This window comes from Pseudovibrio sp. Ad5, from assembly GCF_001623095.1.
Taxonomy (GTDB): Bacteria; Pseudomonadota; Alphaproteobacteria; order Rhizobiales; family Stappiaceae; genus Pseudovibrio.
Window position 1 is genome coordinate 316,673 of record NZ_LMCH01000061.1, and the last position, 23,664, is coordinate 340,336.

Annotated in this window: 21 protein-coding genes; 10 read left to right on the plus strand and 11 right to left on the minus strand. The window is 52.6% G+C overall.

Annotation, left to right across the window (positions count from 1 at the left end; genetic code table 11):
- Positions 1 to 47 precede the first annotated feature (47 nt).
- A complete protein-coding gene (locus PsAD5_RS19455) occupies positions 48 to 542 on the minus strand; it encodes an Lrp/AsnC family transcriptional regulator (protein ID WP_063293275.1) in 495 nt (164 codons plus the stop codon).
- A 137-nt stretch (positions 543 to 679) separates the two neighbouring features.
- Here PsAD5_RS19455 and PsAD5_RS19460 point away from each other — a divergent pair, with 137 nt between their 5' ends.
- Positions 680 to 1,132, plus strand: a complete 453-nt coding sequence (locus PsAD5_RS19460; protein ID WP_063293276.1) for a DUF2000 domain-containing protein — start codon at positions 680 to 682, stop codon at positions 1,130 to 1,132.
- A 112-nt stretch (positions 1,133 to 1,244) separates the two neighbouring features.
- Here PsAD5_RS19460 and PsAD5_RS19465 read toward each other — a convergent pair whose 3' ends face one another.
- The 4 genes from PsAD5_RS19465 to PsAD5_RS19480 form a co-directional block, all read right to left on the minus strand.
- Complete coding sequence (locus PsAD5_RS19465; protein WP_063293277.1) at positions 1,245 to 2,855, minus strand: ABC transporter ATP-binding protein; 1,611 nt, start codon at positions 2,853 to 2,855, stop codon at positions 1,245 to 1,247.
- Positions 2,856 to 2,864: 9 nt separating this feature from the next.
- Positions 2,865 to 3,992 carry an ABC transporter permease subunit gene (locus tag PsAD5_RS19470; protein ID WP_057462784.1) on the minus strand — a complete coding sequence of 376 codons (1,128 nt, stop codon included), beginning with the start codon at positions 3,990 to 3,992 and terminating at the stop codon, positions 2,865 to 2,867.
- Between the two features lie 12 nt (positions 3,993 to 4,004).
- A complete protein-coding gene (oppB, locus tag PsAD5_RS19475; protein WP_057462785.1) occupies positions 4,005 to 4,928 on the minus strand; it encodes an oligopeptide ABC transporter permease OppB in 924 nt (307 codons plus the stop codon).
- 105 nt (positions 4,929 to 5,033) lie between these two features.
- Positions 5,034 to 6,620 (minus strand): peptide ABC transporter substrate-binding protein, encoded by a 1,587-nt coding sequence (locus PsAD5_RS19480; protein ID WP_063293278.1) that lies wholly within the window; start codon positions 6,618 to 6,620, stop codon positions 5,034 to 5,036.
- Between the two features lie 385 nt (positions 6,621 to 7,005).
- On the opposite strand from PsAD5_RS19480, the gene PsAD5_RS19485 reads away from it, so the two are divergent.
- The gene (locus PsAD5_RS19485) at positions 7,006 to 8,826 is read left to right on the plus strand and encodes an ABC-F family ATP-binding cassette domain-containing protein (protein ID WP_063293279.1); all 1,821 of its coding nucleotides are present in this window, start codon (positions 7,006 to 7,008) and stop codon (positions 8,824 to 8,826) included.
- Between the two features lie 173 nt (positions 8,827 to 8,999).
- Here the strand turns inward: PsAD5_RS19485 and PsAD5_RS19490 are convergent, their stop codons facing one another.
- Positions 9,000 to 9,320, minus strand: a complete 321-nt coding sequence (locus PsAD5_RS19490; protein WP_057462788.1) for a carboxymuconolactone decarboxylase family protein — start codon at positions 9,318 to 9,320, stop codon at positions 9,000 to 9,002.
- A 212-nt stretch (positions 9,321 to 9,532) separates the two neighbouring features.
- Complete coding sequence (locus tag PsAD5_RS19495) at positions 9,533 to 10,219, minus strand: potassium channel family protein (protein ID WP_208981836.1); 687 nt, start codon at positions 10,217 to 10,219, stop codon at positions 9,533 to 9,535.
- A 480-nt stretch (positions 10,220 to 10,699) separates the two neighbouring features.
- Between PsAD5_RS19495 and PsAD5_RS19500 the strand changes: the two genes are divergently transcribed.
- The 6 genes from PsAD5_RS19500 (at position 10,700) to PsAD5_RS19530 (ending at position 16,732) form a co-directional block, all read left to right on the plus strand.
- Positions 10,700 to 11,167 carry a hypothetical protein gene (locus PsAD5_RS19500; RefSeq protein ID WP_063293280.1) on the plus strand — a complete coding sequence of 156 codons (468 nt, stop codon included), beginning with the start codon at positions 10,700 to 10,702 and terminating at the stop codon, positions 11,165 to 11,167.
- Positions 11,168 to 11,921: 754 nt separating this feature from the next.
- On the plus strand, positions 11,922 to 12,875 hold the full coding sequence (gene lepB / locus PsAD5_RS19505) for a signal peptidase I (RefSeq protein ID WP_063293281.1): 954 nt from the start codon (positions 11,922 to 11,924) through the stop codon (positions 12,873 to 12,875).
- Positions 12,876 to 13,208: 333 nt separating this feature from the next.
- Positions 13,209 to 14,141: an IS110 family transposase gene (locus PsAD5_RS19510; RefSeq protein WP_063293282.1), complete on the plus strand. Its 933-nt coding sequence runs from the start codon at positions 13,209 to 13,211 to the stop codon at positions 14,139 to 14,141.
- Positions 14,142 to 14,552: 411 nt separating this feature from the next.
- A complete protein-coding gene (locus PsAD5_RS19515; RefSeq protein ID WP_063293283.1) occupies positions 14,553 to 14,891 on the plus strand; it encodes a hypothetical protein in 339 nt (112 codons plus the stop codon).
- A 436-nt stretch (positions 14,892 to 15,327) separates the two neighbouring features.
- Positions 15,328 to 16,218, plus strand: a complete 891-nt coding sequence (locus PsAD5_RS19525; protein WP_063293285.1) for an AraC family transcriptional regulator — start codon at positions 15,328 to 15,330, stop codon at positions 16,216 to 16,218.
- An 85-nt stretch (positions 16,219 to 16,303) separates the two neighbouring features.
- Complete coding sequence (locus PsAD5_RS19530; RefSeq protein ID WP_208988706.1) at positions 16,304 to 16,732, plus strand: hypothetical protein; 429 nt, start codon at positions 16,304 to 16,306, stop codon at positions 16,730 to 16,732.
- A gap of 63 nt (positions 16,733 to 16,795) precedes the next feature.
- On the opposite strand, the gene PsAD5_RS19535 is transcribed toward PsAD5_RS19530, so the two are convergent.
- The 4 genes from PsAD5_RS19535 to PsAD5_RS19550 all read right to left on the minus strand — a co-directional run bounded on the left by PsAD5_RS19535 (position 16,796) and on the right by PsAD5_RS19550 (position 20,795).
- Positions 16,796 to 17,185 carry a hypothetical protein gene (locus PsAD5_RS19535; protein WP_063293287.1) on the minus strand — a complete coding sequence of 130 codons (390 nt, stop codon included), beginning with the start codon at positions 17,183 to 17,185 and terminating at the stop codon, positions 16,796 to 16,798.
- 124 nt (positions 17,186 to 17,309) lie between these two features.
- Entirely contained in the window at positions 17,310 to 18,008 is a 699-nt protein-coding gene (locus PsAD5_RS19540; RefSeq protein ID WP_063293288.1) for a pseudouridine synthase, read from the minus strand.
- A 28-nt stretch (positions 18,009 to 18,036) separates the two neighbouring features.
- Positions 18,037 to 19,080 (minus strand): class I SAM-dependent methyltransferase, encoded by a 1,044-nt coding sequence (locus tag PsAD5_RS19545; RefSeq protein WP_063293289.1) that lies wholly within the window; start codon positions 19,078 to 19,080, stop codon positions 18,037 to 18,039.
- Between the two features lie 113 nt (positions 19,081 to 19,193).
- The gene (locus PsAD5_RS19550) at positions 19,194 to 20,795 is read right to left on the minus strand and encodes a peptide chain release factor 3 (protein WP_063293290.1); all 1,602 of its coding nucleotides are present in this window, start codon (positions 20,793 to 20,795) and stop codon (positions 19,194 to 19,196) included.
- A 403-nt stretch (positions 20,796 to 21,198) separates the two neighbouring features.
- Here PsAD5_RS19550 and PsAD5_RS19555 point away from each other — a divergent pair, with 403 nt between their 5' ends.
- Positions 21,199 to 22,881 carry a methyl-accepting chemotaxis protein gene (locus tag PsAD5_RS19555; RefSeq protein ID WP_063293291.1) on the plus strand — a complete coding sequence of 561 codons (1,683 nt, stop codon included), beginning with the start codon at positions 21,199 to 21,201 and terminating at the stop codon, positions 22,879 to 22,881.
- An 87-nt stretch (positions 22,882 to 22,968) separates the two neighbouring features.
- Positions 22,969 to 23,637, plus strand: a complete 669-nt coding sequence (locus tag PsAD5_RS19560) for a DUF6058 family natural product biosynthesis protein (protein WP_063307098.1) — start codon at positions 22,969 to 22,971, stop codon at positions 23,635 to 23,637.
- Positions 23,638 to 23,664: the final 27 nt, after the last annotated feature.

Consider the following 23,664-nt stretch of genomic DNA (forward strand, 5'->3'; position numbering starts at 1 on the left):
TTCCCCTTCCTTGCCGCGAAGATGTGAAAAATGGGTTGGCATGTCAGTCAAACAGGCCAGCCCGTGAGCGGCTTTAGCTCCTTGAGCACAAAGTTGCTTTCCATAGCTTTAATGCCGGGAAGGCGCCGTAGGATGTTCATTGAGAATTCGGCATACGCATCAAGATCTTCGCAAACCACTTGCAGCACGAAATCAACTCCCCCTCCGACTGAGTAGCAGGCAATGACCTGCTCAAGCTTCAGCACAGCCTTTTCAAACTCCACGGCCTGTTCTGCATTGTGCGCGTCAATTTGGATCATCACGACAACGAACACACCAAGGCCCAGAGTTTTTCGATCCAGACGAGCGGCGTAATTACTGATCACCCCTTCCTGCTCTAACCGTCTGACGCGCCGCCAACACGGCGAGGTGGACATACCCACCTTTTCGGCAAGCTCAGTATTTGAAAGGCGCCCCTCCTTCTGCAAAACCTGAAGGATTTTCCTATCTGCGGCATCCAGCTGAACAGCTTTCTTTTGTTGCCCGCTACTTTCATGAGACATTTTGCACTTCCATTGGTAGAGCATACCTAACTTTGGCGATTTTCAGGTAGCACCTACCTATATATAGCTCATTTTAGGGTAAGATAGATCAACCTTCTCTTCTGCGTCCAGATATTGTCCCCATAAAGGAGACAAAGATGCTTACTAATCAAATCAAGAAACAACCACTTCGAGGTGAACAGGATTTGCGGCTTGCGATTGTGGCGGACCCGGATTTACCTACGGGTCTGCTCGCAAATACGGTCGGGGCTATATCAATTGGGATTGGAACAGAAAACACCGGGCTGGCCGGAGTAACCTTAACGGACCGTGAGGGTGTGTCTTTCAAGTGCAGTGCGGATCGTCCTGTCCCTATCCTGCAGGCCAATGTCGATCAAATGCAGAACTTATTGACGAAGTCCTCCGCACACCTTGACGAAATTACTCTGGTTGTCTTTCCCGCCTTTGCCAGATCAATCCATTCTTTCGCTGAGTATGACGCTCTGGTACCCACACAAGCTCTGAAAACAGAGAAGGTAGATGGGATAGGGATTTGTGGTCCAAGCAAACTGGTGCGCTCACTTGTGGGAGCGCTCAAGCTGTTAAGATAGTTTGAGTGCAAACGATGCGGTGCACTTTGACAGTGAACCTCTCACGCCTCATGCAAAAACCCCGGCGCGTTGCACCGGGGTTTTCAATTTTAAAAGCTTTGATCGCTTAGCTTCAAGCTGGCTTTAACGCAGCAGCTTCGAGCAGTTCTTTGGTGTAGTCTTCTTTCGGGTTGGAGAAGATTTCTTCTGCCAGTCCCTTTTCAACCACTTCGCCTTTCTGCATCACCATCACAGTATCGGACATAGCGCGAACCACAGCCAGATCGTGAGAGATGAAGAGATAGGTCAGGCCATGCTCTTTTTGCAGGTTCCGCAGAAGCTCAACCACCTGCTTTTGCACGGTACGGTCCAACGCGGAGGTGGGTTCGTCCAGCACAACAAGCTTTGGATTGAGGATCATGGTGCGTGCAATCGCGATACGCTGACGCTGTCCACCAGAGAACTCGTGTGGGTAGCGGTTGCGCATGGCCGGATCCATGGACACTTCTTCAAGCGCCTGGATAGCCCGCAGATCACGTTCCTTGGCTGAAAGCTGAGGCTCATGCACCAACAGACCTTCGGTGATGATCTGGCCCACGGTCATACGCGGGGACAGAGACCCGAACGGATCCTGGAAGATGAGCTGCATTTCTTTACGAAGCGGCTGCATCTTCTTTTTGGCTGCACCGGTGATGTCGTTTCCGAGGTAAACAACACGGCCACCTGCTGTTGGCAGAAGCTGAAGCACAGCACGGCCCAGAGTGGATTTACCGGAACCGGATTCACCTACGATGCCGAGTGTCTGGCCTTCACGCACTTCCATGGAAATGTCGTTTACAGCGCGCAGAACGTGGTTTGGCTTGAGGAAACCAGTCTCGGTTTCAAACTCAACGCGCACGTCCTTTGCATCCAGAACAATCGGGTTGGTGTCAGGCACAACGGCTTTAGAACCGGTTGGCTCTGCATCCAGCAGCATCTTGGTGTAATCGTGCTGAGGATTACCAAAGATTTCCTTGGTGTTGCCCTCTTCAACAACTTCACCAGACTTCATCACATACACACGGTCGGAGATGCGCTCAACAATACCCAGATCGTGGGTGATGAACACAACTGCCATGCCGAGGCGTTTTTGAAGATCTGCCATCAGCTCAAGGATCTGAGCCTGAGTGGTCACGTCCAACGCAGTGGTTGGCTCATCCGCGATCAGGATATCCGGATCGTTTGCGAGCGCCATCGCGATCATGACACGCTGGCGCTGACCGCCAGACATCTCATAGGGGAACGCCTTCACTTTACGTGCCGGCTCAGGAATACCCACGAGTTCCAGAAGCTCTACAGCGCGCTTTTTAGCTGTTGCCCAGGTGTATTCCCCGTGCTCAACCATTGGCTCACAGAGCTGGCGCTCAATGGAGTAGAGCGGATCCAGAGAAGTCATCGGCTCCTGGAAGATCATGGTCACTTTCGCACCACGGATCTTGTTGAGCTGACGAATGGAAGACCCAAGGATGTTCGTGCCGCGGTAACGGACTTCACCATGGGTGATGCCGTTGCCTGCCAGAAGCCCCATGGCTGCCATCATGGTCTGGGATTTACCAGAGCCAGACTCGCCCACAATCGCGACAGTCTCGCCGGAGTCCACATGGATGTTCACGCCTTTTACTGCGTGAACCATGCCGGTGTTGGTTTCGAAATCAACTTTAAGAGTGTCGATCTCAAGAACAGTGTTTTCGTTAATCTTGCTCATTCTGTCCTCTTATCGATCCTTAGGGTCCAGCGCATCGCGCAGACCGTCGCCGATGAAGTTCAGCGCGAACAATGTGGAGGTGAGGAAGATTGCCGGGAACACCAGCATCCATGCTGCACCTTGCAGGTTACGCGCACCTTCGGAGATCAACACACCCCAAGAGGTCATTGGCTCCTGAACACCAAGGCCCAGGAAGGACAGGAAGCTTTCCAGCAGGATCACTTTTGGTACCAGCAGGGTCATGTAGATCACAACCGGACCAAGTGTGTTTGGAATGATGTGGCGCTTCAGAATACCGCCACCTTCAACACCCATAGCTTCCGCAGCCTGTACGTATTCCTGGCGTTTGATGGACAAGGTCTGACCGCGCACAATACGCGCCATATCCAGCCACTCAACAGCGCCCACGGCAATAAACATCAGGACGAAGTTACGGCCAAAGAACACAACAAGCATGATCACGAAGAAGATGAATGGCAGTGAGTAGAGGATATCTACAACACGCATCATCACCAGATCGACCCTGCCACCGAAGTAACCGGAGGCAGCCCCCCAGAACACACCGATGCTGATTGCAACGAAGGTTGCCAGCAGACCGATGGTCAAGGAAACACGACCTGCAATCAGTGTACGGGTGAGCATGTCACGGCCGTTTGCATCCGTACCGAAGTAGAAGTGCATGTACTGAATGTCAGCGGTTACAGTCGCGCTCTTTTTATCTGAAGAAATGTTGCTGATTGCAGCACTCTCAAACAGATCAGAACGATCGAAGTAACGTGCATAACGCTCATCCAGTTTGCGACGGGATGTTACTGTTGCAGTCACCTTGCCATCGTTCAGCTCATAGCTGTCGACGGTCATACGAGCACGCTTTGCAATTTTTGCAAAGGCTGGCTGGATCTCATCCTGCTTCGGATAAGCTTCCAGGCTCGCAGGCTGCTTCACGTAATCGCGATAAACCTGATCGTATGGGTGCGGCGTCAGCATTGGCCCGACGACGGACAGCAGTGTGATCACTGCCAGCACGATCAGAGAGGTCACTGCTGCTTTGTTTGCGAGAAGACGATCACGGGCGTCATCCCACAGCGAGCGGCCCATTTTCGGGGCTTCTTTCAGCTGGTCGGAGGTAACACTCATAAATTCGAGTCCTCAGTCAAAACGCACACGAGGATCAAGCATTGCATAGAGCAGATCCACGATGAGGTTGAAGATAATGACGAAACAAGCGACGACTACGACAGTACCCATTACGAGTGTGTAGTCACGGTTCAGAGCGCCTTGTACGAAGTAGCGGCCAATACCCGGGATACCGAAGATGGTTTCGATAACGACGGAACCGGTCAGCAATGCAGCAGCTGCAGGGCCGAGGTAGGACACAACCGGCAGGATTGCCCCACGCAGAGCGTGAATGACAACGACGGTGTATCCGGACAGGCCATAAGCGCGTGCTGTGCGGACGTGGTTGGAACGCAGTGCTTCAATCATTGAACCACGGGTCAAACGGGCAACAACTGCAATCTGCGGAAGAGCCAGCGTTACGACAGGCAGAACCATGTTGACAAAGGCGCCACCGCCCCAGCCCCCGACAGGGAGCCAACCAAAATGCACACCCAGTATGAGTGTCAGAATTGGTGCCACAACAAAGTTCGGGATGGTCACCCCGAGTGTCGCAACGGCCATCACAGAGTAGTCGACGCCTTTATTCTGGCGCAGCGCTGCGATAACCCCCAAAAACCCACCAACAGCCAGGGCAAGAGCCAGTGCAGAAAGACCGAGCTGCATGGAGATTGGAAGACTTTGGGCGAAAAGTTCATTGATCGAGAAATCTCGGAAGAAGAAACTTGGACCAAAATCACCGGACAATACGCTCTTGAGATAAATGAGGTACTGCTCCCAAAGAGATTTGTCCAAATTGTAGATCTTGTTCAGATTCTCCATAACCTTTGCTTCCAATGGACGTTCCAGATCGAACGGACCACCTGGCGCTACGCGCATAAGGAAGAAGGAAATCGTAATGATCAAGAACAAGGTCGGTATCGCGCTGAGCAATCTGCTCAGGACATAGCGTAACATGGGCCTTGCTTCTCCAGTTGTTTATCGTTTTTATTTACCGATAGTTCACAAAAATGCCAGCCATGAGCTATCCTGCATGACTGGCATTTTCTGTCGCGTTAAAGATTACTTGTTAATCTTGACGAAGCGGCTTGGATGCACGTCCAACAGGTTGGTTTCGAAACCGGAAACCTTATCAGAAACAAGGTTTTTGGAGCCGTAGTACATCAAAGGCAGGAATGGCAGATCACGCATGAAGATCGTTTCTGCTTTCTTCAGGATCGCTGCACGCTTTTCGAGGTCAACAGTTACAGCTGCTTCATCCATGAGCGCATCGTACTCAGGGTTTTCATAGCGAGCGTAGTTGAAGCCTGTGTTGTCGCTTTCAGTCATGAACAGGAAGTTCTGCGGGTCGGAGTAGTCACCGATCCAGCCTGCGCGAGCAACATCGAAGTCACCACGGTCACGCAGGTGTGCATAGTGGGTCTTGGTGTCAGTGTTCAACATGGACACTTCAACGCCAAGAGGCTTCCACATGTCTGCGATTGCAACAGCAGTGTTCTTGTGGTTCTCAGAGGTGTTGTAACGGATTTCAACCTTCAGAGGGTTGCTCTGGTTGTAACCTTTAGACTCAAGAATCTTCTTAGCTTCTTCCTCACGGTCGAGCAGGTCAGTTTCTGCCCAAGGAGCGTAAGCTGGTTCGCCGTAGTTGTCGATTCCAGGAGGCACGAGGGAGTAAGCAGCAACCATAGTGCCGCCCCAAATGTCTTCTGCAAGGAATTCACGGTCGATTGCCATGGACAGAGCCTGACGAATATCAGGGTCTTTCATAGCTTCAGATTCATGGTTCAGCGCGTAGTAGTAGTTGCCGAGATATGGCGCGACTTTAAACTGATTGCCCAAAGTGCCACGAATGAAGTCGATCTGCTCCAGTGGGGCATCGTTGTTAGTGTCCAGTTCGCCAGCCTGGAAGCGGCGAAGAGCTGCACCACGGTCTTCAGTCGGGTAGAACTTAACTGAATCCAGAGCAACGTTTGCTGCGTCATGGAAGTAAGGGTTCTTAACTGCGGTCACAGCATCGTTTGGTACGAAGCTGGACAGTACAAATGCGCCGTTGGTTACGATGTTGGCTGGCTTTACGAAGTCAGAACCAAACTTTTCAACGGATGCAGGGTGTACCGGAAGACCGGACTGGTGCGCCAGAAGCTGGATGAAGTAAGGAGTTGGAGCGTGCAGCTTGATTTCAAGGGTCTTGTCATCAATTGCTTTAATGCCGAGCTTCTCACCTTCCATGTCGCCTTTGTTAACGGCTTCAGAATTCAGGATAGGGTAGAGGACGTTTGCGTATTTCGCACCGGTCATTGGGTTCATGATGCGGCGCAGGGAGTAAACGAAGTCACCAGCCAGAACCGGATCGCCGTTTGACCACTTTGCGTCGTCACGCATCTTGAATGTGTATGTCAGACCATCGTCAGAAACAGTCCAGCTTGCGGCCGCGCCGGGGATGATTTCACCCTTCGCGTTGTAAGCAACAAGACCCTCATAAAGATCACGCAGAATGTGAGCTTCATAAGTTGTAGATGTCTTGTGCTGGTCAAGTGTTTCTGGGTCAGCGGAATTACCACGGTTGTATACGGTTTCAGCCGTGGCAGATAGCGAAGTAGCAGCAATAAGGGCTGCAGCTAGCGCTGACATACGAATGGACTTGATCATGCAGATCTCCCCTCTCCTCAAGTTACATTCCGCCAGATTTGGAGACTGGCAGTTCGCAGCAACATTTCACTGTTGCGTTATTATAGCAAGTGTCGGAGGATCAAAATTTCCTCGTAATCGGAGATTATTTTAATCTCTTATTTACATTATGAACGATTACGGAAGCATTATTTCCAATATAGACTAAATTTGGAACAATTATTTCAAATTACGTTACTGAATCTTTTGCAATCGCGTCACTATGACGCCCAGCATTTGTGCTCCCCGTTTTTTCACAGGGGCGGCAAAAAACTTTCACCTTGGCTCATTTGTGGTAGAGCACTACCAACAAATCTACTCCTAGCGTTGAAATGCGCTGTTTTGGGAATCTGGAAAGACAAGCTTAATGGCACCACCGCTTCTTCATGTGCGAGACATACACCTTAACTTTGGAACCACACCTCTTCTGACTGGTGCAGAACTGCAAGTCGGGGAAGGCGAGCGGATCTGCTTAGTTGGTCGAAACGGGTCTGGCAAGTCGACACTGCTGAAAATCGCCGCGGGATTAACAGAGCCGGATAAGGGCGAGTATTTTTTGCAGCCGGGGCGGACGATCCGGTATTTGCCTCAGGAGCCGGATCTTTCGGGGTATGCGACGGTTCTTGCCTATGCTGAAGGTGGGCTGGCTCCTGGTGATGATCAATATCGGGCCAAATACCTATTAGAAATCTTAGGCTTAACGGGTGAGGAAGATCCGGAGACGCTTTCGGGCGGGGAAGCCAAGCGGGCGGCGATTGCGCGGGCTTTGGCGCCGGAGCCGGATATTTTGTTGCTGGACGAACCGACCAACCATCTGGACCTTCCGGTGATTGAATGGCTGGAATCTGAGCTTAAGCAGATGAAGTCTGCCATTGTTCTGATCTCGCACGACCGTCGTTTTTTGGAGAACCTATCCCGCGTAACCTACTGGATCGACAGGGGTATCTCCCGCCGTATGGACCAGGGGTTTGCCAAGTTTGAAGAGTGGCGGGACAAGGTTTTTGAAGAGGAAGAAAAAGAGCAAGCCCGGCTGAATGAGAAGATCCGGCAGGAAGAGCATTGGATGGTTTATGGCGTGACTGCGCGTCGTAAGCGGAATATGCGACGGGTGCGGGAGCTGGCTGATCTGCGTCAGAAGCGCAAGGAGCATAAAGGACCGCAGGGCAGCGTGAAGATGGCTGCCACTGAGGGGGATATCTCCGGTAAGCTCGTCTCTGAAGCCAAGCACATCGGCAAGACCTACGAAGAGCGTGCGATTGTCAAGGACTTCTCCACCCGCATTTTGCGTGGGGACCGGATTGGCTTTGTGGGGCCGAACGGGGCTGGCAAGACCACCTTGCTGAAGATGCTCACTGGCGAGCTTGCACCGGATGCGGGCACGATCCGCCTTGGCGCCAACTTGCAGATGATCACGCTGGACCAGAAGCGCGAGAAGCTGGACCCCAATGACACGCTCGTCAATGCCATGACGGGTGGCAGCGGGGATATGGTTATTCTTGGCGACACCTCCAAGCATGTTATGAGTTATCTCAAGGACTTCCTGTTTAAGCCGGAACAAGCGCGCACTCCTGTGCGTGTGCTTTCGGGCGGGGAACGGGGACGTTTGCTGTTGGCACGTGCGCTGGCTGCTCCTTCCAATCTGATGGTGCTTGATGAGCCGACCAACGATCTGGACCTTGAAACACTGGACCTGTTGCAGGAGCTGATTTCTGATTATCCCGGCACCGTCCTGCTTGTGAGCCATGATCGTGACTTCCTTGACCGCATCTGCACCAGCATCATCACCATGGAAGATGAGAGCGGCAATTGGGGTGAGTATGCTGGCGGGTACACCGACATGGTGCGCCAGCGCGGTGAAGGTGTGCAGGCGCGTAAAGTTGCCAAGGCGGACAAGGCTTCCAGTGCTGCGAAGGAGGATAAGTCCTCTACTGCTGCGCCGAAGAAGGAGACCAAGAAGTCCGGCCTCAACTTTACTCAGCAGCACCGCCTGAAGGACATTCCGGGTGAGATTGAAAAACTGGAAGCGAAAATCACTAAGGGCCAGAAGGAGTTAGAGGATCCGAACCTGTTCAGCTCCAATCCGGACCGTTTTCACAAAGTGATGACCGCTGTTGGGAAGCTGCACGAGGACCTTGCTGCGCTTGAAGAAGAGTGGCTGGAGCTGGAGATGCTTGCCGATGAGGGCTAAACCCCTAATATTCCTATGATTTTTAAAAGGCTTCGGAGATTTCCGGAGCCTTTTTTGTTTGCGTTGTTTTGTGCGTTCAATTGCGTTGTTTGGGAGAAACCAGCGTTTTTTATGAATCTGGTCGCGTGGTACCGCTGGTGTTCAGAGGCCGGCTTATCCCCCTGCCCGCGGTGTTATTCATCATGCTCTATCATGTGGGTGCCGTGGGTGATGGCGCTGCTGGCGCGGATGGCGGCGGCGATGAAGACGACTTCGGCGAGCTCTTCATCTGTTGCACCGCAGACCTTGGCGTTCTCGCGATGGATCTCGATACAGTATGGGCATTGAGTGGTGAGTGCGGCGGCCAGTGAAATGAGCTGCTTGTTCTTTTTGGAGATCACGCCGTCGGACATGGCCTCTGCATTGAAGGCGATGAACATCTTCCAGGTTTTACCGGTTGCCAAAGAACTGAACTTCTTCAGCTTGCGCATATTGTCCATGGAGAACATTGGCATGGGCGACCTTCCGGTTGGCTCAGGTTTTTCCGGGCAATTAAAACAGGCTGCGCTTAATAACCACCAATGAAACCCGTTCAGCTTTAATCAGGATCAGACGGGTCGCTTTCATTCTTTATTTTGGAAAAAAGCCGCAGGCGCTATTTTTATAAAGGGCTGCGGGCGCCATTTTAGAAAACGCCGCAGGTGCGGTTTTGCAGCTATCGCGCACGTCAGTCCTTCTTTTTCGGCTGTCTGTATTTGAGGAATTTGCCGACGATGATGGCGGTGAGCACCACCATGTAGAACTGGCCAGCCAGCCCAACAATGATTGCGGCCTTTCGGGCGATGGGTGTCAGTGGAACGATGTCGCCGTAGCCGATTGTCATCAGCGTGATGAAGGCGGCATACATGAGGGCTTCTTCCTGCGAATGGGTCTCTACATTTTCTATGGGCAGGCCTTTGAAGGAGCCCGGGTGCACGTGCTCTATAAGTATAAAGAGAAAGAACGAGACCATGCCGATTGATATGTAGCCGCTGAGCACGCCCAGCACCACGCGGTAGTTTTCTTCAAACGTCCTGAGCATCTCATCAATCAGCACGACGGCCACCACAGCATGGAAGGCAAAGAAGATCACAATTTGCGGGACCAGCGGGTCGATTGTCGGAAAGATCGGCGTGTCAAGAAACGACAGGATCAGCGAGCAGGCAAGCAACACGGCGACCAACCTGAAAAACTGCCTCCTTTTTAACGTGATGAGCATGCCGGTTGCGATGTTGAAGCTATAAAACGCGTTGAAAACAGGCGTGTCCAGTGTCTGGCCCGGCAAGATCAAAGCGCCGAACATGAGCATCATCTGACTGAAGAGAAACACCTCAATCCGATAATCAAACAGACTCTTTAGAGATTGCGACCGCACCGGGGACCCCAGTTTTCTTTGTTCTTTTGCGCTAATTTTCGCAAAAGAAGGCTAAAGAATGGGAAATCTGGCGGGTGGGTTTGCCCATGAAATTTGGGAGTGTGTCAGCGCGTAGCAATCTTGCCTCATACCTTTCTGTCTCACTCCCCGCATGCGACGTTGAGCCGAGTTATGTGTTTGGAAAAACACACGTTCTGCATGTCTACATTTAAGAGTTTCAAGTTCACTTATGTATTATTGACTCAGATCAACAATAAATTACTAGAAACACAACTTATTTCCGACAAGCCTGAAGCAAGTTTGACTATAATATTCTCAAAAAAGACACATACAAAACTACATTGCGTCGCTTTTTCCCACAACAACTTACCACATCGATAATATGCGGGATAAACTTAAAAGTTTAACTTACTCATATTTTCGGGCAGTGCGAAATTACTAAATTTCGCATTTCTAATAAAGTAAAAGGAAAAATTTTATATGCGGTACAACTTCAATCCTGATTACTTCAATTTCGGCGGTGCTCCTAATCCTGGCACCAACAGCATTTCATCTGGCAACAACTCGGTTGCACCAGGGAACACAGTCAACACCACAGGAAACACGATCACGACGCCGAATGGAACCATCACAGATGGCCCTGCTCCAATTTCCTATGACAATCCATATGATGATTTTGACTTCGGCAACCTTGGCGGCAACAGCATCAACACCGGCGGCAATGTTGTAACCGGATCCGGCAACTCCGTCACAACCGGTGGCCACCATGTTACTGGTTCTGGTGTTAATCTTGATACTGGAGGTCACACGGTCGTTGGCTCTGGCATTACTATAGATACCGGTGGCCATAGCGTTGGCAATCCAATGGATTTCGATGGCGCTGATTATGGCGGCTATGACGCGGCCTCCGATTACAGCAGCTTTGATTACGGCGACTTCTTCCTCTAAGAAGTCCCCCGCGCCCCAGTCTGAGCCCCTTTTCTGACTGGAGCGTACCCTCTTTTGTTGCAGCTGATCAGCTGTGCCTCCGGTGCCTATTTCGAGGCTGCGATCGAGAGTTGCAAACACTCAGGAGATGACGGCACAGGTTTAAGCGCCACCACCTCACCTCTTCGCCGCCTCACCTCCCCACCGACGTCATCCCGGCCCCCGAGCCGGGACCTAGGGCGGCATATGCTGAGGCTGGTTTGGAGACTACACAAAGTCGCTTCCAATCTGATGTGTCATTACAAGGCGAAGATACCGAGAGGCTTGACCTCGCCGCTCTGGGTCCCGCATCGCGCTGCGCTTGTGCGGAATGACGGCATGAGGGAGCTGCCATCACCCATCACCTCGCCTCCACATCATGACGTTGCCAGCTATCTCCGCAGCAACGCCACCTCCCCACCGACGTCATCCCGGCCCCCGAGCCGGGACCTAGGGCGGCATGTGCTGAGGCTGGTTTGGAAACAACACAAAGCCGCTTCCAATCTGGCGGGTCATTTCAAGGAGAAGGTACCGAGAGACTTGGCCTCGCCACTCTGGGTCCCGCATCGCGCTGCGCTTGTGCGGGATGACGGCATGGGGGAACTGCCATCACTTCGCCTCCCACACCAACGTCTTCCCGACCCCCGAGCCGGGATCTAGATCCACGAGTGCAACTTGCACAAAATACAACTTATGTTAATAAAAAGAACATTTTCAACTAAGCAAGATTTTTAACATGACTACAGTTTCTACAAACGCATCAACCTTTAAGAAGCGCAGATGGTGGATAGCTTTGCTGCTTCAGCTCATAAGCGGCTCTGGATATTTGTATCTAGGCCACCCAAAACGTTTTCTAATGTTTATTCTACTCCTCTGGTCGGGCATAATATTTACCCTAACTCCACTTCCTACCTTCATAGATAGTAGAATTTACCTCGGTATTTTTTTGATCGTTGTGATTAGTCTTTTTGTGATCGCATTTGTTGATCTCTTGCTCTTATGCAGAAAGCAGCAAAGCTATACTTTAAAATGGTACAATCGATGGTGGGTTTATCTACTTTGTTGGATCTCTATTGCAATTGTCCAAACACCTTATCTTAGCTCCATTGGAATGGATTTCCTCCCGTCCCAGAAAGTTAGAACCTTTTACATACCTTCAAACAACAACCAGCCGTTGCTTATTCCTGGCGACTACGTCTTTGCAACTTCTTGTGGCTTTAACTGCATAAAACCTCAACAAGGCGATATGGTTATTCTGAAGTACACTAGGAACAACAAAATCGACTATGTGGAACGTATTATTGGCCTTCCAGGTGACACTGTCCAAATCGAAAATGGTGTTGTCATCTTAAACGGTGCCCCTGTAAAGCAAGCTCGGCTATCTGAAGATCACATACTCACCGACAGCTATGGAAACAAGAAGTACATAGCTCAATACGTAGAAGAGCTTCCAAACGGCGCACAGCAAACAGTACTAGATCTCTATCCAAACAGCTCGCTAGACAACACGCCGAAATATCGCGTTCCTGAGGGGCACTATTTTGTAATGGGCGATAATCGCGACAATTCAGCTGACAGTCGGGTCTTGTCACAGCTTGGATACGTGCCGGCAGAAAATATCTATGCCAAACCCTTGTTCATATACTGGTCTAAGGACCTAAGCCGAATTGGTACGCTGATTAACCCCTAGAGCTTGATGGGTATGGATCCCGGCTCGGAGGCCGGGAAGACACCGAGTGGGAAAGGGTTGTGCTAGTGCCTCTCTTCGCCGTCATGCCGGACGGAGCGGAGTGGAGATCCGGTATCCAGTACTGAGATGGTGAGTTGTGGTGGGGTGGCTCTGGGTCCCTGTGTGTTTGTTTTGTGCTTGAATGGTAGCGAGGCGGAGGTCGTTGGGTCCCAGATCAGAGCCCAGCACGGCTTTAGATCGTGACGCGGCCAGACCCCGCTTCGCATGTATTACCAAACCTGAACAGTTGATGGTGGCCGCTTTTGCGGACCACGTAGCACAGGGACAGGCTCCATGACCTTACACCCTTTCTATATTGGTATCGATATCTCTAAAGCCTATCTGGATATTTTTGAGGAGAGCACTTCAAAGCACTTACAGATAGAAAATACCAGTGAAGCGATTTCCGCCTGGCTTTCTGCATTACCTGACATGCCCAGCTTGAACATTATCTTTGAAGCTACGGGACGTTATGACAGGAAGCTGACACATGCTCTCCACACTTTGAAGATCCGGTTTTCCCGGGTAAATCCAGCGCGGGCGCGGGATTTTGCTCGAGCCCTCGGGCAGATGGCAAAAACCGATCAGATAGATGCACGCATGCTGGCAGACATGGGCAAATGCCTAAAACCTGACGCCACCACACAACGAGCACCAGAACGCGACCAACTAGCGGCCTTGCACAAACGGCGGGATGAGCTTGTTGATACACGTAAGAAAGAACGCCAACGCCTGGCCCAAGCTTTATCTGAGGAACATGCCAGCATCGCACGCCATATCAGTTGGCTGAATGAAGAAATTAAATTCATTGAGCAAAAGCGAGATACACTGCTCAAAGAGACAGCCGAATTTACTCATGATAACAAGCTATTACGCTCTATTCCCGGCGTAGGCCCTGTTGCTGCAACTACTCTATTAGCTTTGATGCCCGAGCTCGGGCACGCATCGCCCAAAGCCATTGCCGCTCTGGCTGGCCTTGCTCCTTTCAATGTAGATAGTGGTCAGTTTCGCGGCCATCGGGCCATTAAGGGTGGGCGCAAACGCGTGCGGAACGCGCTTTATATGGCAGCGGTTACAGCGGCACGATCTAATTCTCACTTTGCTTCATTTGCTCAAGCCCTCATCAAAAGAGGGAAGCCCTTCAAAGCGGCAATGATTGCTCTGGCGAGAAAGATACTCATCACAGCCAATGCACTCCTCAGAGATAGTGTTCCATTCAATGCATAAACACAGTTGCCGCATCGAGTGCGGGATGGCGGCATCATGGGGGTGATGACAGATTGGAATCTGGCTAGCCCAATCTCCCGTTGAAACGCCCTACACTTTCCACCAATCCACACCCTTGGCAGAAGTACCGATTTGACAAGTTGGATGTTTCATTCCACATTCATGTGTGAGGCGTCGAAACCTCGATACAAGCGGTTACCGCTCCCGTACATGGCGGATTTTTTGTGCCTTTTTTCTGAAGAGGCGCAAACCCTTTGCTATGAGCGGGAGGACGGTGAATACAACACTTCCTTCGGGAAGGAATAAACCTGCCTGCCTTGTATCAGGTTTCGAACCTCCCGCTCGCCAGTGGGTCGTCGAAAGCCCTTTTGACGTGCGGTCCTTCAACTGCCGTATACAAGGGGCATTGAAATGACCAGTTCCCTCTGCGCATGTAGCGCCACAAATACTTTCCAAAATGAAATAGACGAAGTGCTCGTCGCTGCATCTGATTTGCAGAACCTTGCTTATATGCAGCAGCTGTTGCTGAGCGAGAGGATGCAGGACAGCAGTGAGCGGGATGCTTTGTTCACTTTGCATTATGCCTTCCGCGACCGCTTGGAAGCTCTTCAAAAAAGCTGCGGACAGATTATTGACGCGTATTCCTCTCCCATGCCCAAAAGCAGGTTTCGGGAATACGGTCGGGAGCAGGTCGACCAGCCGCAGCCCATAACCAAAACAGTGCTGTTTCCAGACAAAGCCGGTTCCTGATCATCTCAGGCAATCGGCTTTTTTGATGGCTGCATAGGTGCCCGTGGCAGGTGTTTTGCCGCGATGCGCCTGTGCAGACCGACTGTGCTTGAGCGTTTGGCGCCGTGCGTGCCAGCCGCTGTGGTGCCGGAGGCGGAACGCGCATACACCCCGCATTGCCGCCAAGGGTGCCCTGCTGGTCTGCGGAGCTGTCATCCCTTCGCAGGCCAGCGCCTTTACAGGCCGTGGCATGTGGGATGCAAACATAGCAAGAATTGCAAAGAACGGTGGGCGGCGACAGCATAGAGTGGCGGAGTTTTCTTTATCCCTGACCGAGCTGTGCTTTTGATGTTGTACCCCCTGCCCGTTTTGCCGGATTACCTTTGCTTCGCGTTAAAATCAGGCTCCCCTTTTGGGGGAGATGTTGTAGTCTCCTTGCAAGTTTGGGGGGCTGATTATGCGGCATGAAGCTTTGCAGAAAAACATCTATACGCAGCGGATTAACCGGGCGATGGATTACATTGAGCAGAACATCTGCGAGGAGCTTTCGCTGACGCAGATTGCCGATGCGGCGTGTTTTTCTCCCTATCACTTTCACCGTATCTTCAAGGCCATGACCGGAGAAACGGTCAATCAGTTCACCAGCCGAGTGCGGGTTGAAAAGGCCGCGCGGCGGCTGAAGCAGAATGCCAGCATCTCCATTACCGATGCGGCGCTGGACATGGGCTTTGCCTCACCCTCCACCTTTGCGCGTTCGTTTCAGGCACGGTTTGGCATGTCCGCCAGCCAGTGGCGGCGGGATGCGACTGCGTCCGTTGAGGCGTTTGATGGTGAGGCCATGGTGCTGGAACGGCCTGCGAGCGGGCTGGTTGCGGACAAGGTGGAGGTGTGCAAACTGGAGCCGCGCACGGTGGCTTATGTGCGCCGGACGGGCAACTTTCAGGAACGGCCCGAGATTTTTGGCGAGGCGTTTGGCGCGCTGATGGCATGGGCCGGACCGCGCGGGCTGATGCATGGGGCGGAGATGATGTGCCTGTTCCACGATGATCCGCAGGTGACCGATGTGGAGCAGATGCGTTTCAGCTCCTGCCTGACGCTGCGCGGACCAGCGGATGTTGAGGGCGAAGTGGGCAAGATGGTGGTTGGCGGCGGGCGTTATGCCTGCGGACACTTTGTGATCACCCATGATCAATCGCAGGCCGCTTGGGAATATATGTATGGCACGTGGTTGCCATTGAGCGGGTACGAGCCGGAGAACATCCCCTGCTTCCAGCTGTATCCTTCCATGACCGGTGAGACGGGGCCACAAACTGCCGTGATCTGCATTCCGGTGCGGCCTCTTTCTTAAGCCCCTGTGATTGGTAAGCGGGTTGCCGTCAAACTGCGCCTGCGGTTTATCGCGGAGTTAAGGGGCGCCGCCTTAGGGTTTGGCGGTGTTGGCTGTTTGCGAGCGGTTCATGGTCTTCGGCTGGATATTCAGGCGCCTGTTCTTCTATCACCTCCTGACCCTGTTCAGGATGTGGGGCATCTACCTGTCTTTGCTGCTGTGGGCACGCAAGGGGCTCTATTGGGGGCTGCTTGCGGGTGTTTTGATGACCGTGCTGACGATCATCTATGCCATCGGGATTTACTGGGTAACAAACTGGGTCATTGTGCAATCCGGCGGATATGTGCTGGCTGAGGTCGCCTGCTGGTCGCTGTGGGTTCCGCTGGTGTGGATGGCAGCGCTGGATACCCAGCTTTACATGGTCTGCCTGCGCACACCCAACCAAAAACTGCTCGGCAACCTGCTCTCTACATGGGCGTATGAGGAGAAGATCCGGACTCATCTGGAGATGGTGCGGGAGAAGGCTGGGCGGTGATGCTGTTTGCTTGAGGCAATGAGCGCTGAAGAACGGCGTCAGCGCTCTATCTTATCTTTCGCTCTATCGAGTTTTACAGGACAGCAGGATCCTTGAGGTCTGTGTGCTCTCATCCACGAGCGGTTTCTTGCTCAGGATACCGAATTTGTTGGGATCGGCATTTGGCAGGCGGGAGTTACACATGGGCGTGACCGTCTCGAAGATCGCCGCCAGCACTTCCTGGTTCCGGAATGGATTGGTGGTTGGGGTGATACTGAGCAGGAATTGCCAGTTCCGCGCTTTGTCTGGCTTGCCATAGGACAAGGTGTATTTGCCAACCTTCTTTGTATAGGTCAGCGGGTATTTGCCAGACTTGATATTCTCATGAATGAGTTTTTGGTTGGGGCTTTGGCAAGCTGCAAGAGCAACACCGCTGAGCACAAGAGCTGCAGCCAGTTTCAGTTTCGGGTGCATTTATGGACCTCATTTAAGAAGGCCATATCCTGCAAAGCTTGAAGTATTGCTAGCATGGCCTTAAGCAATAAAGGTCTCATGTCTCATTTGGAGCCGGAGTGAGGCTGAATGCTCTTTTCAGCGATCACCCAAAGATCTTGTCGATGTCGTCTTGTGAGAGCAGTTTCCAGCTCCCCTCTTCCACGCCGTCCAGGGTGAGATTGCCGAGTTGGGCGCGGTGGAGTTTGTTTACGTGGTTGCCGGTGGCGGCGAACATGCGGCGAACCTGATGATAGCGGCCTTCGTGGAGAGTGAGGCGGGCTGTTGTTTCGCTCAGGACTTCCAGTTCTGCTGGTTTGAGCGGCCTGGTCTCGTTCTCCAGCATCATTTCACCGGATGCAAACTGATCCGCTTCCCCGCCTGTCATCGGGCGGTCGAGCTCAACCTCATAGATCTTTGCGGCATCTGCCTTGGGTGAGATGATCTGGTGCAGGAGTTTGCCGTCATCAGTGAACAGCAGCAGGCCGGTGGTGTCCTTATCCAGTCTGCCCACAAAGGACAGAGCTGGTTTGCGCACGCGGTAGCGGTCTGGCAGCAAGTCAAACACCAGACGTCCGCGATCCTTCATAGAACAGGTATAGCCAAGCGGTTTGTTGAGCAGGATGACGGAGCCCTCTGGCGGGTCCAGCGGCTCGTCATCAAACAGGATGTCTTCATGAGGCAGCTTGCTATCGGCTTTGATTGGGTTGCCGTCTTTATCAGTGACCCAACCATTGCGGATGGCGGCCTGCATTTCTTTGCGGCTGCCGTATCCCAGATTTGCTAATAGCTTCACAAGTCTCATGCCTGGTTCCTAACTCAAAGCCGCAAGTTTATTTATTCGCCTTGATGGCGCGAATGACTTTGTAGCCGTTCTGGTCTGCCATGATCTCGTAGGAGGCGAACACCTTATCCAGCGTTGCTTCATATGGCAGATGACGGTTGGCGACCAACCACAGATGACCGGATGGACGCAAGCCGCGGGCGGCAGATTTGATGAACTCCTGCCCGATATCTGCACGGTCCTGCTTACCACCTGCGTGGAATGGCGGGTTGGTGAAGATGAAGTCGTAGGTGCGTGCCAGCTTTTTGGTGGCATCCTGCCAGATAAAGTCCAGCGCGACCTCTCCGGTCTTACCCTTCAGGTTCTGCTCAGCCAAGTCCAGCGCGCGCTTTTCAGCCTCATAAAGATCAATAGCTTTGACCTTTTCGCGTTTGGCAACTTCACGGGTCAGGTAGCCAAAACCACAGCCCAGATCAGCGCCGCGGCCCGCCAGTTTCTCTGGCAGTGTTGCAACAAGAAGCTGAGAGGCTTTGTCCAGATGGTCCCATGCGAACACGCCCGGACGGCTGACGAACTCGCCCTCCATGATTTCGCGCGGCGCATCCAGTTTGGACCATTCTTCCACCAGTTCGTGGTTCACATTTTCTGGTGTAATTTCTGCCCAGAACACACGGCATTTGTTTTTGGAGACTTTGCCGGTGTTGCCTGCCAGTTTGGTGAGATCGCTTTCAGCTGTCTTGGCGCCTTCTGTGTTGGAGGCGCTGACAACAACAAGGCCTCCCTCTACTGCGGACTTTACAGCCTTTGCCATGAGGGCGCGGGCTTCATCACGCTGGCGCGGTGGCAGCAGCATGACGAGCGGGTACTGGCCGTCAACTTCCGGTGCAACTGTGAAGCCAGCGCGTTCCAGATTGTCTCTGTCCGGTGCGAAGGTCTGCTGGCAGATCAGGCGATCTTTGGCGATGCCATTCATGGCAAAGCCCATGCGTGCACGCAGGAAGAGCGCTTTTTGATCAGCGGCACCTTCCTCAAAAAAGTTGAGCAGGCCATCTTCAAATGGCAGCAGCAATGTATCGAGAGCTGGATCTTTCATCTTATTCTTATCCTTGCTGCCTTGGAGCCTGTCGCGTTCACAAGGTTCACGCGCCGAGCCCAAGGCTTTGTTTCTAGGCGTATTCTAGTCCAAACCGCTTTTCGGAGATAAGCTTAAGACGTATGCACGATTTCGCGAGTTTCGCGGAAGCCGATATCAGGGTTCTTTTCACCGATGTAGCTTACTTCCCAAGCGTTTTTGAAGAGGTAAACAGGCTTGTCGTCCCGGTCCAGTGCCACATGGGCGCGGTTGGTCTCAAGGAACTTATCAAGCTTGAGCTTGTCGTCACACTCGATCCAGCGCGCTGTGTTGTACATGGCGGTCTCAAAACCGATTTCTGTCTGGTATTCCGCTTTGAGGCGATCCACCACAACGTCCAGCTGAAGCACACCCACAACACCGACAATCCAGTTGGTGCCAATGGCTGGTTTGAAGATCTGCACCAGACCTTCTTCTGCCAGATCTTCCAAGCCACGGCGCATCTGTTTAACGCGCATGGTGTCTGTCAGGCGTACACGGCGCAGAATTTCAGGCGCGAAGGCTGGCAGGCCGGTGACGTGGATTTCTTCGCCTTCTGACAGGGTATCGCCCACACGCAGCTGGCCATGGTTTGGCACGCCGATCACGTCGCCCGGATAGGCTTTTTCCGCGATCTCACGCTCTTCTGCAAAGAAGAAGATTGGAGCGGACACGGTGATTGGCTTGCCAGCACGCACATGCTTAAGCTTCATGCCGCGTTTGAAGGTGCCGGAGCACAGACGCACGAACGCGATGCGGTCACGATGTTTGGGGTCCATATTGGCCTGAACCTTAAACACGAAGCCTGTTACCTTTTTCTCTTCCGGCTTGATGGTGCGGCCACCCGTTGCTGGCTGAGAATGTGGAGGTGGTGCATAGGCTGCGATGAAATCGAGGATCTGGTCGATACCGTAATCGCGCAGAGCAGAACCGAAGAAGACCGGGGTCAGATGCCCTTCGAGGAAGCTTTCGTGATCGAACTCAGGGTAACCTGCACCGCCCAGTTCCACGTTTTCTTCCAGTTCTTCGCGGATGTTATCGAACAGTTCACCAACCAACTCAGGGTCTTCCAGACCTTTAACATCTTTGATGGTATCCAGAGCACCACCACGGCCCTCAGTGGAGGTGAAGAAGCGGTTGCCGATATGATCGTAAACACCAAAGAAGTCGGAACCCATACCAACAGGCCAGCTCATTGGCGTTACATCAAGGGCCAGTGCCTCTTGAATCTCGTCTATGACTTCCATTGGGTGGCGACCTTCACGGTCGATTTTGTTGACGAAGGTGATGATTGGAATATCGCGCAGCCGGCAAACTTCAAACAGCTTGCGGGTCTGGGTTTCAATACCCTTTGCAGCGTCAATCACCATGATGGCTGCGTCAACAGCGGTCAGTGTACGATAGGTGTCTTCAGAAAAGTCTTCGTGGCCCGGTGTATCAAGCAGGTTGAAGAGAATGCCATCGCGCTCAAACGTCATCACGGAGGATGAAACAGAGATACCACGTTCCTGTTCAATCTTCATCCAGTCAGAGCGGGCGCGGCGGCGCTCACCACGCGCACGCACCTGTCCCGCAGCACGGATCGCACCACCGCCCAGAAGCAGCTTCTCGGTGAGTGTGGTTTTACCGGCATCCGGGTGAGAGATGATCGCGAATGTGCGGCGTGCCTTATAGGCTTCCGTGCCTGCTGTGCTCATAGAGCCTCCTTTTGCAGGCAAACTCCTGCGTATTCAAATAGTGCAGATTTGAGGGTATCCATCTGGCGCAAAGTTCTAAGGTGTTCTTTCCGGCTTATGGCCGTCCGCAGCAAGGAACACCTGACACGCGCAAAATCTGCTGAAACTTTTGTCGGATTGGGTCTTACAGAATGTAATGAAGCAATGCCAGCCCTTCGCTGAACTTTTTCCGCAGGGCATGACAGTGCTGCAAAATTCAAAAGTAATACTGAAAATATTTTAATTAACCCAAACCTCTTACATCTTTACGTTGCATTAACTGGAGACTGAAAAAACGATTTTGCGTAAATTTAGTGATTCCATATTTAAAATCAGAAGGTTCATGCAACTGTTATTTACTTTTCATATTTGACGAGATCAAATTATGTTGCGCAATTTATCTGTTTCCAGCAAGGGTTTTGCCGCCTTTGGTATCCTTGCGGTTGTAGGACTGCTCATCAGCAGCCTCTCCTATTTCTCCTCCGTGCGTGTAAGCCACGATGCGATTGAAGTTGCCCACTTCAACGAGATCCAGACCGAGCTGGAAGAGCTGGAAATTCTGGTTCTTGATCAGGCCATTTCATTGAAGAACTATTTGCTGACGGGTCAGGATCACTGGGCTGAAAAGCTGGAGCTTGATGCAGTCGCCATTCCAAAGATCTTCCAGACCGTTGGGTCGGACGTGGATGCCTTGCAGCTGGAGGCGACTTCCATGGCAGAACTGCTCAGCGCATGGCAATCGTGGATGGATGCTTACACCAACACACAGATGCTGCTGATGGCCGATGAAGCCACTCATGATGTCGCCCGCGACATGGAGATGGACGGCACAAGTGCCTTGTCGCTGGAAGAGATTGAACTTGGGTTTGAGGCCATTGCCAAAGAGTTGAAACTACGCCGTGACGTGCTGATTGGCTCGCAGGCCCATGATCTGCAGATCCTGCAAACAGTTTCGCTGGTGGGCGCCATGGTGGTAGCTCTGGCTGCAACGCTGCTTGGCTATTTGAATTACGCAATTGTTTCCAAACCGATGGTACGGCTGAGCGAAACCACCCGCGCCCTTGCTCATGGGCAATTGGATGTAAAGATTGAGTATTGCCAGCGCGGGGATGAGATTGGCGCTCTTTCCAAGGCTCTGGAGGTGTTTAAGGGCGAGTTGCAGAAGTCTCAGGATTTTGAGGCTCAACGCACACAAGCCCGGGAAGCTGCAGAAGCACAGCGCCGTGCTGAGCTGGACCGACTAGCCTGCGATCTGGAGGGCTCTGTGCTGGAGATCTCAACAGACATTCGCAGCTCCACCACTCAGCTGGATGCAACGGCCAGCAGCCTTGCTGAAATTGCTGCGCAGACGACAGAAGAATCCGAGATTGCTTCCGCTTCCTCGGAAGAAGCCAGCCGGAACATGCAGGGTGTGGCAGGTGCAACGGAAGAGCTTTCTGCGTCCATCAACGAGATTAACGCTCAGGTTTCCACCAGCTCAGCAGTGGCGCAAAGTGCAGCTTCTCAGGTTGAACAAACAAACGTCGCGGTTGGACGCTTGCAAGGTGTTGTTGAACGCATTGGCGAAGTGACCAACCTGATCAATGCGATCTCCAACCAAACCAACCTGCTGGCGCTGAACGCCACTATTGAGGCGGCCCGTGCGGGGGATGCTGGCAAAGGCTTTGCGGTGGTTGCCTCTGAGGTGAAGGCTCTGGCCCAGCAGACCGGCTCTGCTACAGAGGAGATCGAAACGCAGATACAGGAAATGCGGAGTGTGGTGGATGCATCCATCTCAGCAACCGATGAGCTGACGACGCTGGTGAATTCTTTCCGCGAGCACACCACAGCTATGGCGTCTGCTGCTGACCAACAGGCAACGGCGACCAACAGCATTGCCGAGAACATTTCCAGTGCAGCAGACGGCACTGCGGAGATTGCCCGGGCGATCAACACAGTAAAGAGCTCCGCTGGCAAGACGGGTGAGCTTTCCGAGGAGATCCATCACTCCATCGCCAGCCTCTCCCAACGCTCTGACCAGATGCAACATGCGATGCAGGCGTTTTTGAGCCAGGTGCGCGCAGGTTAGCTTAGTTCGATCCGTATCGAAACATTCCATGAATGAAGTGGGTTAGAGCTTGAGGTGGTTTTCCATCTCTTGCTTTAGGAGCGTATCTTGCTGCTCAACTATCTATATTCGGAGTTTTATGAGGAACAGGTGTTTCTGGATCTGCTTGGCCTTTCCTCCGCAGACTGGCAGAGCCTGCTGGAGCGGCGGGTGATGCCAGCGGCCTCCTACCTGTTCACCAACAGCTCACTGTGTGTTTCATTCCTCGGTCAGCATCAGGAACGGGAGCTTTATCGCTTTCACCTGAAGAGCCATCGCCGCTGGTTTGAGGATTTACAGTGTTTTGGCCTGACACAGGAACAGGCCGCCAAAGCGTTCTTCCTCTCCCGTTTTCGTAATGCCAAGGAGACTTTTCTTTCCGGAGAGCTGGGAACTCGCTTGCATGCGTCCCACCCTGAGGTGCTGAGTGCGTTTGACGGGGATCTGGAGGAGCGCACATGGGGGCACTTTCTCAACGGCACCTATGGCATCTGCACCCGTGACGGCCAGCCGGATACAATCTTCCAGAAACAGGTTGGTGTGCGGTACGTTGAGAAGATGACAGAGACCGAGCCTCACCGGTTCTCAGGCGAGCAGCTTGCACTACTGCGGCAGACTGTTGATTTTCTGGACGGTGTCGAATCCGAGTTCGCTCCACACGAGGTAAGTCAGTCGTCGAGACAGCGCTGTATCATTGATGTGCGAGAGCGGTATCTGGCGGAGCGGGTTGCTGCTTAAGGCGTCGCCATGGTGGAAGGCGCAGCG